We start from the raw sequence: 12,052 nt of genomic DNA, 5'->3' as shown, positions 1-12,052 counted from the left end.
CATGGATATCAAACGCACGATCCTGATCGTCGCCCTGGCAATCGTGTCCTACGTCATGGTTCTTAAATGGAACCAGGATTATGGCCAGGCTGCCCTGCCGACTCAGAATGTTGCTTCCAGTACGACTACATCCGGTTTGCCGGACACCGCCACTGGCACCAGTACTGCCGCCAGTGACGATATTCCGCGCGCCGCCAGCGATACCACCGCACCAGCCGAAACGCCGGTCGCCGCCAGCAAGGACCTGATTCAGGTCAAGACCGATGTGCTCGATCTGGCGATCGATCCACAGGGTGGCGACGTTGCACAACTGACTCTGCCTCTGTATCCACGTCGCCAGGACCGTCCTGACGTGCCGTTCCAGTTGTTCGATAACGGCGGCGAACGTGTATATCTGGCGCAGAGCGGTCTGATCGGCACCAACGGCCCGGATGCAAATCCGGCCGGTCGTCCGGTTTACTCGTCGGAGAAGAAGGTTTACCAACTGGCTGACGGTCAGGATCAACTCGTCGTTGACCTGAAATTCAGCAAGGATGGCGTCAACTACATCAAGCGTTTCACCGTGAAACGTGGCCTGTACGACGTGGCTGTCTCCTACATTGTGGATAACCAGAGCGCTCAGCCCTGGAACGGCGCAATGTTTGCCCAGTTGAAGCGCGACGCCAGCGCTGATCCATCGTCGACAACTGCTACTGGCACCGCGACTTACCTGGGCGCCGCCCTGTGGACAAGTTCCGAGCCGTACAAGAAAGTGTCGATGAAGGACATGGACAAGGCGCAGCTCAAGGAAACCGTAACCGGTGGTTGGGTGGCCTGGCTGCAGCACTACTTCGTGACCGCGTGGATTCCGGCGAAGGGCGAAAACAACATCGTCCAGACCCGTAAAGACAGCAAAGGCAACTACATCATCGGTTACACCGGTCCTACCTTGACCGCTGCTCCGGGCGCCAAGGTTGAAACCAGCGCTGTGCTGTATGCCGGTCCGAAAAGTCAGGCGGTACTGAAAGAGTTGTCCCCAGGTCTGGAACTGACCGTCGACTACGGCATCCTGTGGTTCATTGCCCAGCCGATCTTCTGGTTGCTGCAACACATCCATGCCATCGTTGGTAACTGGGGCTGGTCGATCATTTTCCTGACCATGCTGATCAAAGGGATTTTCTTCCCTCTGTCGGCGGCCAGCTACAAATCGATGGCGCGCATGCGTGCCGTGGCACCGAAACTGGCAGCACTGAAAGAGCAACATGGCGATGACCGGCAGAAAATGTCGCAAGCCATGATGGAGCTATACAAGAAAGAGAAGATCAATCCGCTGGGCGGCTGCTTGCCGATCCTCGTGCAGATGCCGGTGTTCCTGTCGCTGTACTGGGTTCTGCTGGAAAGCGTGGAAATGCGCCAGGCGCCGTTCATGCTGTGGATCACTGACCTGTCGATCAAGGATCCGTTCTTCATTCTGCCGATCATCATGGGCGCGACCATGTTCATCCAGCAGCAGTTGAACCCGACTCCTCCGGATCCGATGCAGGCGAAAGTGATGAAAATGATGCCAATCATCTTCACCTTCTTCTTCCTGTGGTTCCCGGCGGGCCTGGTACTGTACTGGGTTGTGAACAACTGCCTGTCGATTGCACAACAGTGGTACATCACGCGTAAGATCGAAGCGGCGACGAAAAAAGCCGAGGCGTAACTTGCACTGTGGATAACACCACTCAAAACGCCCCCTAGTGGGGCGTTTTGCTATCTGCCACTTTTGTCTGGATGCCGCTTTATGAGCACACCCCGTGAAACCATCGCCGCTGTCGCCACCGCTCAAGGTCGCGGCGGTGTGGGCATCGTCCGTATTTCCGGGCCGTTGGCCAGCGTGGCGGCAAAAGCCATCAGCGGCCGCGAACTGAAACCGCGTTACGCCCATTACGGGCCGTTTTTCAGTGACGATCAGCAGGTACTGGATGAAGGTCTGGCTCTGTATTTCCCGGGTCCGAACTCGTTCACCGGCGAAGACGTTTTGGAATTGCAGGGCCACGGTGGCCCGATCGTATTGGACATGTTGCTCAAGCGCTGTCTGGAACTGGGTTGTCGCCTCGCCCGGCCAGGTGAATTCAGCGAACGTGCTTTTCTCAATGACAAACTCGATCTGGCCCAGGCCGAGGCGATTGCCGATTTGATCGAAGCGAGTTCCGCACAGGCTGCGCGCAATGCCTTGCGTTCGTTACAGGGTGCGTTCTCCCAGCGTGTGCATAACTTGACCGAACAGTTGATCGGCCTGCGTATCTACGTCGAAGCCGCGATCGACTTTCCGGAAGAGGAAATCGATTTCCTTGCCGATGGCCACGTGCTGAGCATGCTCGACAAAGTGCGCAATGAGTTATCCACAGTGCTTCGCGAAGCCGGGCAGGGTGCGCTGTTGCGCGATGGCATGACCGTCGTTATCGCCGGCCGACCCAATGCCGGCAAATCCAGCCTGTTGAATGCATTGGCGGGGCGCGAAGCCGCCATCGTCACCGAGATTGCCGGTACCACGCGGGATATCCTGCGCGAACATATCCACATCGACGGCATGCCATTGCACGTGGTCGATACTGCAGGGCTGCGGGATACCGATGATCATGTGGAAAAGATCGGGGTGGAACGGGCGTTGAAAGCCATTGGTGAAGCGGATCGGGTTTTACTGGTGGTCGATGCGACCGCACCGGAGGCATTGGATCCCTTTGCTCTTTGGCCGGAATTCCTCGAAACCCGACCGGACCCGGCAAAAGTGACGCTGATCCGTAACAAGTCCGACCTCTCGGGCGAAGCGATCGCTTTGGAAACCAGTGACGACGGTCATGTAACCATCAGCCTCAGCGCCAAGTCCGCGGAAGGCCTCGACCTGCTGCGGGACCATCTCAAGGCGTGCATGGGTTACGAGCAGACGTCGGAAAGCAGCTTTAGCGCACGTCGCCGGCATCTGGAAGCACTGCGTCACGCCAGCGCGGCATTGGAGCACGGCCGCGCCCAACTGACGTTGGCCGGTGCGGGCGAACTGCTCGCCGAGGATTTGCGCCAGGCTCAGCATTCGCTGGGGGAAATTACCGGTGCGTTCAGCTCGGATGATTTGCTGGGGAGGATTTTCTCCAGCTTCTGCATCGGCAAATAATGAAAAGGGGCTGTGGATAATTCATCCACAGTCCCTTTTTTTGTTCACCAGTTATAAGACACCGTACCGAGCAGGGTGCGATCCTCACCCCAATAACAGCGGCCTGCGTCGTTGCAGCCCGACACATATTCCTTGTCGAACAGGTTTTTCGCATTCAGATCGACACTCCAGTGTGTATCGATCTGATAACCAACCGCCGCGTCTACCAACGTGACGTCGCCGGCATCCAGCTTTCCGTACAGCGAAGGCGATGTATAAGCGAATGCGCTATCGAAAGAACGCACACCACCCGCGACATACAAGCCTTTCAGATCACTGTCGAGGAAGCGGTATTTCGCCCAGACCGAGGCCTGATTACGCGGCACTCCGGTCATTTGATGGCCCTTGACCAGCGACGTCGCCGCATCCTTGGTGATTTTTGCATCGGTGTAGGTATAAGCCGCCGTGACATTGAGGTTCTGCGTCAGATTGCTGTTGAGTTCCAGCTCCACACCCTTGGCACGGCTTTCACCCACCTGGCGATAGGTCGACGTCGTTGCGTCGAAATAGGTGTCGTCCTTCTTGCGCAGGTCATACACCGAAGCGGTGAAGGCGGTATCCCAGCCGATCGGTTCGTATTTGAGGCCCACTTCGTACTGGCTGCTGGTAATCGGATCAAGTGGGGCGCCGGCATTGGAAATCTGCTGCACCGGCACGAATGCTGTGGAATAGCTGACATACGGCGTCATGCCGTTGTCGAACTGATACATCACACCGCCCTGGTACGTGAACTTCTTGTCTTCGGAGCTGATGTTGCTGCCTCGGGCTACCTTGTCGCGGAAGTCACTGTCGACCCAGTCCTGACGCCCTCCCAGCAGGAACAGCCAGTGGTCGTACTTGCTCTGGATCTGTGCATAGACGCCCTTCATCTGCTGCTCGAGCAAGGTGTTTTGCACGGCAATCGGCGTGGTCGGATCGCGCAGGTAAACCGGGTCATAGACATTGATCGGCCCGACAATCCCGGCATTCCAGTCCTGGTTGAACGAGGTGCGATCGTAGCTGGCGCCAAACAACACGGTGTTTTCCAGATCGCCCGCCTGGAATTTGCCTTCCAGCTGGTTATCCAGCGAATACACCATGGATTTGTTGAAGCGATCATAGGCGGTCATGTTCAACCGCGTGCCGAAGCCTGCGTTGTTCAAATTGCCCGGCCAGGTTTCGTGGCGGGTGATACGCGACTGCATGTAGCGCGAGTTCTGGCGGAACTGCCAGTCATCGTTGAACGAGTGGCTGAACTCGTACCCGGTGCTCCAGGTTTCGCGCTCGAAAGTATTCCAGTCGGGGTCACCGAGCATGGTGTCCTTGGACAGCTTGCCGTTGGGGTTGCTCAGCAACGTGCCGGCGGCCGGCAGACCGAGCTCCATATTGGTATGGTCTTTCTGGTAGTTGGCCAACAGCGTCAGCGTATTGAAGTCGTCGAAATTCAGGGTCAGCGAAGGGGCGATATAAATGCGGTCGTCAGGAACGTGATCGGTCTGGGTATCGGATTTGCGTCCGAGCATCACCACGCGCCCGAGCACATTACCGCTGTCATTGAGCGGGCCGGAGACATCGACGCCGATCTGCCGGCGGTTGTTCGAGCCGTAGCCCAATTGCACTTCGCCCCGTGGCGCGGCCGTCGGGCGCTTGCTGACCAGATTGACCAGACCGCCCGGCGCGTTTTCGCCATACAACAGCGAAGAAGGACCACGGAATACTTCGACGCGTTCAAGTCCGTACGGCTCGGTGCTGGTGTCATAGCGATTGCCCTGCACGCGCAGTCCATCCCGGAGCAGGCCATAGCCGTAATCGGTGGCGTTGAAACCGCGGATGTAAAACAGATCGCCGGCCAGACTGTCGCCGGCAGCGAACGGCGGGGCGAAGATTCCCGGCACGTAGCCGAGTACGTCGGTAAGTGTCTGGGATTTCTGATCCTTGATGCGCTGCCCGGTCACTACTGACACCGAACGCGGCGTTTCCGACAGCGGTGTGCTGGTTTTCGTACCGATCCGGCTGTTTTGCGCTTTGTAGCCAACGTCGGCGGCGTAATCCAGATCCATTGGATTGGCCAACTGTGCATTGATGTTGGTCGGCGCCAGTTCCAGGGTATCTCCCTCAGGCAAGGGCTGCAGGATGTAGCTGCCGGGTGCTTGCGGCACCGCCTGTAAACCAGAACCTTGCAGCAACTGGGCGAAGCCTTGTTCGACGCTGAAGTCACCGCTTAACCCGGCGCTGCGCAGGCGGCTGGTCTGTTGCGGCGAGAACGACAGAATCACATTCGCGGTAGAGGCGAACTGGCTCAACGCATTGTCCAACGGGCCGGCAGCGATGGCATAGCGCTGGGATGCGGTCGCCGCGAAGGCGCTGTGGCCGGTGACCAGACAGGACACAGCGCTGGCCATCAATAAGCTGTAGGCAATGCAGTGGGGAGAAAAACGCTGACGGAACGTGGGAAGACGCATGTGTGGATTAGCCCTGAAGGTGGCGAAGAGCCGCGTTTATCGCGATTACCTGTAGGGCCGGGTCAGGGCAAAAAAAGATAACCCTGTCGGCAATTATTTTTCCCTGGCCTTGTTTCAATCAAGCGCTGTAGCTGATCAAGACCCAGTAACGGCTGAAATAGCGCACGTTGATTGGCAACGAAGCCTGAAGGTTGGCCAGCACCGCGTCGGTCGAATCGAGCCGGAAGGTCCCGGAGACGCGCAGATCCCTTGCCCGACGATCGCAATGCAATACACCGCTGCGATAGCGTCCCAACTCTTCGAGGACATCGCCCAAGCGGGCATCGAGGACGATCAACTGGCCGTTGATCCAGGCCACTTCTGCTGACTGGAAGGGATGAACAAGGCCGACATGCCGACTATCGAAATCCGCACCTTCGCCTGCCTTCAGCATGAGCGGAGCAATGGAGGACTGCGCAGGTTGAACGCTGACTCGATCTTCCAGCACCCCGACCCGTGTTGAGTTGGGCATTTGATGCACCGAGAAGCGGGTGCCCAACGCTTGGATCCGCCCGTCACGGGTCTGCACATAGAAGGGTCGCTGATCCCCGAGCTTGCCGGTTTGAACGAGAATTTCACCGCCGCGCAGTCGAATCAGGCGTTGCGCTGCGTCGAAAGAAACATCGATCGCAGAGTCGGTGTTGAGCTGGATCTGGCTGCCATCGGCCAGGCTGATGGTGCGACGCTGGCCCACCCCGGTTTTATAGTCGGCCCAGACGTTTCCGAGGGACGTGTGTCGTTCAACATTCCAGCCCACGAAGCCTGTACCCGCTACGAGCAGCAACAGCTTGAGTACCTGTCGCCTGTGTTGGCCGCTATTGAGCGCACGTCGCTTCAGATCCTGCGGCAGCGTTCCCAAGTGGCGCTGCAATTGTTCCATCTGGTTCCACGCCGCCAGATGCGCCGGATCGCTATCTATCCACAGCTGCCAGGCTTTTTGTTCGGCAAGGCTCGGAGGCTGGGATTGAAACTGCACATACCAGCTGGCAGCGGTTTCGAATACCTGGCGGTTGGCAGCGACGGCCATCAGTGCTGCGCCATGATCAGGGCGCATTCCGTGAGGGCGCGGATCATGTGTTTCTTGATTGTGGTCAGCGATACCTTCATCTGCAGAGCGATCTGTTGATAAGTCAGGCCGTCCACCTGCGAGAGGATGAATATCTGCCGTGTGCGCGTGCCCAGCCCGGCCAGGGCTTTATCCACAGCGAGCAGGGTTTCGATGATCAGCGCCTTGTCCTCTTCGCTGATAACCGCCGCTTCTGGCCGGGTCGCCAGTGTCTGCAAATACGCGGCTTCAATGGCGCACCTTCTATAGCGGTCGATGACCAGACCGCGTGCGATGGTCGCCAGGTAATCCCTCGGCTCTCGAATATGCGCCGCATTGCGCGCCGCCAGAATGCGCAAAAAGGTGTCATGCGCCACATCGGCTGCATCGCAGGTGTTGTGCAGTTTGCCCTTGAGCCAGCCATACAGCCACGAATGGTGTTGCTCGTAGATTTGCTCGATCGCAGCGGTATGGGCGGGTAGGGGCATGGGAGAAACTGGCAAGTTAATGATAATGGCTATTATTAGCCTCTGTTACGTTCTCTCACAATAGCCTTTTGATGTCCTGTCGCAGGCTTTCCAAGCGTCACCGATCCTTCGGTGACGTTTTTTTTGCGCATGGAAACATCCATCCAGCGGTTTCTTGCGGGTTAAGCCCTGTGAATAACTGGCGCTAAGGTCGGTTGATAACAGGGCCTGAAAATTGGATATAACCTGCCCTGTGGATAAGCATACCTTTAATCCACAGGCTTACACCGGTTATCCAAGGGCCTCCTCGGCACCTGAGCACAGGGTTTTGAATCCCTGTACACATTGATAAATAAGGCCTGTAGCGATCTATCCACAGAAAGGTTGCCCAGTAAGAATAAACATAAAAACAAAGGTTTTATAAATTTCTCTCTTTTTTATTCTTTTAACCTCGAGTTCTCCACAGCTGGTTAAATTTTGTGCAGAGGGTTCTTTAGAAAGGGCGAAGTCCCTATACTTGCCGACCAGGTCCAGAAACCTGAGCTCAAATTTTTCCTGAATGACCTACTTAAGCAGGCACGAGGTGCGTGGTGGATTTCCCTTCCCGTTTTGAAGTGATCGTCATCGGCGGCGGTCATGCCGGTACCGAGGCAGCACTGGCGTCAGCACGCATGGGGGCAAAAACCCTATTGCTGACGCATAACGTGGAAACCCTCGGTGCCATGAGTTGCAACCCGGCCATCGGTGGCATCGGCAAGAGCCATCTGGTCAAGGAAATCGATGCCCTCGGCGGCGCGATGGCTACGGCCACAGATTTGGGCGGCATCCAGTTCCGTGTGTTGAACAGTCGTAAAGGCCCGGCGGTACGGGCGACCCGTGCGCAAGCCGACCGGATTCTGTACAAGGCAGCTGTCCGTGAAATCCTGGAAAACCAGCCGAACCTGTGGATATTCCAACAAGCTGCTGATGACTTGATCGTCGAGCAGGAACAAGTCCGCGGTGTTGTCACGCAAATGGGTCTGCGTTTCTTCGCCGATTCCGTGGTGTTGACCACCGGTACGTTCCTCGGCGGACTTATCCACATTGGTTTGCAGAATTTTTCCGGCGGTCGCGCCGGTGATCCGCCGTCAATCGCGCTGGCTCATCGTTTGCGTGAACTGCCACTGCGTGTCGGTCGCCTGAAAACCGGCACACCGCCGCGTATCGATGGCAAGTCTGTGGATTTCTCGGTTATGACCGAGCAACCAGGCGATACGCCGATTCCAGTGATGTCGTTCATGGGCAACAAGGAACAGCATCCACGGCAAGTCAGTTGCTGGATCACTCACACCAATGCCCGCACCCACGAAATCATCGCGGCGAACCTTGATCGTTCGCCGATGTATTCCGCTGCCGGTGAAATCGAAGGCGTCGGCCCGCGCTATTGCCCGTCGATCGAAGACAAGATCCACCGCTTTGCCGACAAGGAAAGCCATCAGGTGTTCATCGAACCGGAAGGTCTGACCACCCATGAGCTGTATCCGAACGGGATATCCACAAGCCTGCCGTTCGACGTGCAATTGCAGATCGTGCAATCGATCCGCGGCATGGAGAACGCGCACATCGTGCGTCCGGGTTATGCGATCGAGTACGACTACTTCGATCCGCGCGATCTGAAGTACAGCCTGGAAACCAAAGTCATCGGCGGTCTGTTCTTCGCCGGGCAGATCAACGGCACCACCGGTTACGAAGAAGCCGGCGCTCAAGGTCTGCTCGCCGGGGCCAACGCTGCGCTGCGCGCCAAGGGCAAAGAAGCCTGGTGCCCACGCCGCGATGAAGCGTACATCGGGGTATTGGTCGACGACCTGATCACCCTTGGTACCCAAGAGCCGTACCGCATGTTCACTTCTCGTGCCGAGTACCGCCTGATTCTGCGCGAGGACAATGCCGATCTGCGTCTGACCGAAAAAGGTCGCGAGCTCGGTCTGGTCGATGACGCGCGTTGGGCGGCCTTCTGCAAGAAGCGCGAAAGTATCGAGCTGGAAGAACAGCGCCTGAAAAGCACTTGGGTTCGTCCGAATACCCCTCAGGGCGATGCGATTGCCGAGAAATTCGGCACGCCACTGACTCACGAATACAATTTGCTTAACCTGTTGAGCCGTCCGGAAATCGACTACGCCGGTCTGGTCGAAGTGACCGGGCAGGGCGCGGAAGATCCACAGGTCGCCGAGCAGGTGGAAATCAAGACCAAGTACGCCGGTTACATCGACCGTCAACAGGACGAAATCGCCCGTCTGCGCGCCAGTGAAGACACGAAATTGCCTGTGGATATCGATTACACCAACATCTCCGGCCTGTCCAAGGAGATCCAGAGCAAGCTCGGCGCCACACGTCCCGAGACGCTGGGCCAGGCGTCGCGGATTCCGGGCGTAACCCCGGCGGCGATCTCGCTGTTGATGATTCATTTGAAAAAACGCGGCGCGGGCCGTCAGTTGGAGCAAAGCGCTTGAGTGCCAAGGTCACTTCGCAACACGCCGAAGAGTTATCCACAGGAGCCCGCGAGCTCGGGGTCGATCTCACCCCAATCCAGCACGAACGGCTGCTGGGCTATCTGGCCCTGTTGATCAAATGGAACCAGGCCTACAACCTGACCGCCGTACGAGATCCGGACGAAATGGTTTCGCGCCACCTGCTCGACAGTCTCAGCGTGATGTCGTTTATCGAAAACGGGCGCTGGCTCGACGTCGGCAGCGGTGGCGGCATGCCTGGCATTCCGCTGGCCATCCTGTATCCGGACTCGCAGGTGACCTGTCTGGACAGCAACGGCAAGAAAACCCGCTTCCTGACTCAGGTCAAACTCGAACTGAAGCTGGATAACCTGCAAGTTATCCACAGTCGCGTCGAAGCTTTCCAGCCTGCACAGCCTTTCAACGGAATCATTTCCCGGGCATTCAGCAGCATGGAAAACTTCACCAACTGGACTCGCCACCTCGGCGATGCCGATACACGCTGGCTGGCAATGAAGGGCGTTCATCCCGCCGATGAGCTGGTAGCATTGCCGGCAGATTTCAAACTCGATAGCGAACACGCCCTGGCCGTCCCCGGTTGCCAAGGCCAACGCCATCTGCTGATACTGCGCCGCACGGCATGATTGGGAACACAAGCAAGAATGGCTAAGGTATTCGCGATAGCGAACCAGAAGGGTGGTGTGGGCAAGACCACCACCTGCATCAACCTCGCAGCATCCCTGGTCGCGACCAAGCGCCGGGTGCTGTTGATCGATCTCGATCCACAGGGCAACGCCACCATGGGTAGCGGTGTGGATAAACATGGCCTGGAAAACTCGGTTTACGATCTGCTGATCGGTGAATGCGATCTGGGCCAGGCCATGCACTTTTCCGAGCACGGCGGTTATCAGCTGCTGCCGGCCAACCGCGACCTGACTGCGGCTGAAGTGGTATTGCTGGAAATGCAGATGAAGGAAAGCCGTCTGCGCAGTGCGCTGGCGCCCATCCGCGATAACTACGATTACATCCTGATCGACTGCCCGCCGTCGCTGTCGATGCTCACGCTCAACGCTCTGGTCGCCGCTGACGGGGTGATTATCCCCATGCAGTGCGAATACTTTGCCCTCGAAGGCTTGAGCGACCTTGTGGATAACATCAAGCGCATCGCTGAGCTGCTCAATCCGAACCTGAAAGTCGAAGGCCTGCTGCGGACCATGTATGACCCGCGCCTGAGCCTGATGAACGATGTCTCGGCGCAGCTCAAGGAACACTTCGGCGATCAGCTGTACGACACGGTGATCCCGCGCAACATTCGCCTGGCCGAAGCACCAAGCTACGGCATGCCGGCGCTGGCTTACGACAAGCAATCGCGTGGCGCCCTGGCCTATCTGGCTCTGGCGGGCGAGATGGTTCGCCGTCAGCGCAAAAATTCACGCATTGCTGCTGCTCAGCCAACTTAAGGAATCCCCATGGCCGTCAAGAAACGAGGTCTCGGACGTGGACTGGATGCACTGCTGAGTGGTCCGACGGTCAGCGCGCTGGAAGAACAGGCCGCGCAGGCTGACACCCGTGAACTGCAACATCTGCCGCTGGACCTGCTGCAGCGTGGCAAATATCAGCCGCGCCGCGACATGGATCCGCAGGCACTGGAAGAGCTGGCGCAATCGATCAAGGCTCAGGGCGTGATGCAGCCGATCGTGGTGCGCCCGATTGGCGGCGGTCGTTTTGAGATCATCGCCGGTGAACGCCGCTGGCGCGCCAGTCAGCAGGCCGGGCAGGAGACGATCCCGGCGATGGTCCGCGATGTGCCGGATGAAACCGCCATCGCGATTGCGCTGATTGAGAACATCCAGCGCGAAGACCTCAATCCGATCGAAGAAGCGGTGGCTTTGCAGCGTTTGCAGCAGGAATTTCAGCTGACCCAGCAGCAGGTCGCCGAGGCTGTGGGTAAGTCGCGGGTGACTGTGGCTAACCTGTTGCGACTTATTGCACTGCCCGAAGTCATCAAAACCATGCTCTCGCACGGTGACCTGGAAATGGGTCATGCGCGCGCCTTGCTCGGTCTGCCGGACAATCAGCAGGTTGAAGGGGCGCGACATGTTGTCGCACGAGGGCTGACCGTGCGCCAAACCGAGGCACTGGTTCGGCAGTGGTTGAGTGGCAAGCCGGAGCCTGTGGAAGCAATAAAACCCGATCCGGACATCGCTCGCCTCGAGCAGCGCCTGGCCGAGCGGCTGGGCTCTGCGGTGCAGATTCGCCACGGCAAGAAGGGCAAAGGCCAACTGGTGATTGGTTATAACTCTCTCGATGAGCTTCAAGGTGTGCTCGCACACATCCGCTGAAACATTTCCTCATGTAGCGCGCAGTCGGAAATCACTACCTGACAGTTGAATAGGGGCAGA

At 57.8% G+C, this 12,052-nt stretch carries 9 protein-coding genes; 6 read left to right on the top strand and 3 right to left on the bottom strand.

Annotation, left to right across the window (positions count from 1 at the left end; all coding sequences use genetic code 11):
* Window position 1: 1 nt before the first annotated feature.
* Window positions 2-1,684, top strand: coding sequence for a membrane protein insertase YidC (yidC, locus tag AEQ63_RS24705; protein WP_064365205.1), 1,683 nt, complete (start codon window positions 2-4; stop codon window positions 1,682-1,684).
* 81 nt (window positions 1,685-1,765) lie between these two features.
* Window positions 1,766-3,133 (top strand): tRNA uridine-5-carboxymethylaminomethyl(34) synthesis GTPase MnmE, encoded by a 1,368-nt coding sequence (mnmE, locus tag AEQ63_RS24700; protein WP_064365204.1) that lies wholly within the window; start codon window positions 1,766-1,768, stop codon window positions 3,131-3,133.
* A 44-nt stretch (window positions 3,134-3,177) separates the two neighbouring features.
* Here mnmE and AEQ63_RS24695 read toward each other — a convergent pair whose 3' ends face one another.
* The 3 genes from AEQ63_RS24695 to AEQ63_RS24685 form a co-directional block, all read right to left on the bottom strand.
* Complete coding sequence (locus AEQ63_RS24695; RefSeq protein WP_064365203.1) at window positions 3,178-5,613, bottom strand: TonB-dependent siderophore receptor; 2,436 nt, start codon at window positions 5,611-5,613, stop codon at window positions 3,178-3,180.
* A 118-nt stretch (window positions 5,614-5,731) separates the two neighbouring features.
* Window positions 5,732-6,679: a FecR domain-containing protein gene (locus tag AEQ63_RS24690; protein ID WP_064365202.1), complete on the bottom strand. Its 948-nt coding sequence runs from the start codon at window positions 6,677-6,679 to the stop codon at window positions 5,732-5,734.
* A complete protein-coding gene (locus AEQ63_RS24685; RefSeq protein WP_064365201.1) occupies window positions 6,679-7,185 on the bottom strand; it encodes a sigma-70 family RNA polymerase sigma factor in 507 nt (168 codons plus the stop codon). Before AEQ63_RS24685 ends, AEQ63_RS24690 begins: the two co-directional genes overlap by 1 nt.
* Window positions 7,186-7,754: 569 nt before the next feature.
* Between AEQ63_RS24685 and mnmG the strand changes: the two genes are divergently transcribed.
* From mnmG to AEQ63_RS24665, 4 genes are read left to right on the top strand one after another with little or no spacing between them, the layout of a single operon-like run.
* On the top strand, window positions 7,755-9,653 hold the full coding sequence (mnmG, locus tag AEQ63_RS24680; RefSeq protein ID WP_064365200.1) for a tRNA uridine-5-carboxymethylaminomethyl(34) synthesis enzyme MnmG: 1,899 nt from the start codon (window positions 7,755-7,757) through the stop codon (window positions 9,651-9,653).
* On the top strand, window positions 9,650-10,294 hold the full coding sequence (rsmG, locus tag AEQ63_RS24675) for a 16S rRNA (guanine(527)-N(7))-methyltransferase RsmG (protein ID WP_064365199.1): 645 nt from the start codon (window positions 9,650-9,652) through the stop codon (window positions 10,292-10,294). The genes mnmG and rsmG overlap by 4 nt, the downstream gene beginning before the upstream one ends.
* Before the next feature lie 18 nt (window positions 10,295-10,312).
* Window positions 10,313-11,110, top strand: coding sequence for a ParA family protein (locus AEQ63_RS24670; RefSeq protein WP_016772400.1), 798 nt, complete (start codon window positions 10,313-10,315; stop codon window positions 11,108-11,110).
* 9 nt (window positions 11,111-11,119) lie between these two features.
* Window positions 11,120-11,992: a ParB/RepB/Spo0J family partition protein gene (locus AEQ63_RS24665; protein WP_064365198.1), complete on the top strand. Its 873-nt coding sequence runs from the start codon at window positions 11,120-11,122 to the stop codon at window positions 11,990-11,992.
* The last annotated feature ends 60 nt before the right edge of the window (window positions 11,993-12,052 follow it).

The organism is Pseudomonas sp. RIT-PI-o (assembly GCF_001297215.1).
Lineage (GTDB): Bacteria > Pseudomonadota > Gammaproteobacteria > Pseudomonadales > Pseudomonadaceae > Aquipseudomonas > Aquipseudomonas moraviensis_A.
Note: the sequence above shows the minus strand (reverse complement) of the source record. Positions and strands in the feature narration are given on the sequence as shown.

Coding starts and splice junctions, on each gene's coding strand:
- yidC (WP_064365205.1), top strand. CDS start 2: ATGGATATCAAACGCACGATCCTGATCGTCGCCCTGGCAATCGTGTCC.
- mnmE (WP_064365204.1), top strand. CDS start 1,766: ATGAGCACACCCCGTGAAACCATCGCCGCTGTCGCCACCGCTCAAGGT.
- AEQ63_RS24695 (WP_064365203.1), bottom strand. CDS start 5,613: ATGCGTCTTCCCACGTTCCGTCAGCGTTTTTCTCCCCACTGCATTGCC.
- AEQ63_RS24690 (WP_064365202.1), bottom strand. CDS start 6,679: ATGGCCGTCGCTGCCAACCGCCAGGTATTCGAAACCGCTGCCAGCTGG.
- AEQ63_RS24685 (WP_064365201.1), bottom strand. CDS start 7,185: ATGCCCCTACCCGCCCATACCGCTGCGATCGAGCAAATCTACGAGCAA.
- AEQ63_RS24670 (WP_016772400.1), top strand. CDS start 10,313: ATGGCTAAGGTATTCGCGATAGCGAACCAGAAGGGTGGTGTGGGCAAG.
- AEQ63_RS24665 (WP_064365198.1), top strand. CDS start 11,120: ATGGCCGTCAAGAAACGAGGTCTCGGACGTGGACTGGATGCACTGCTG.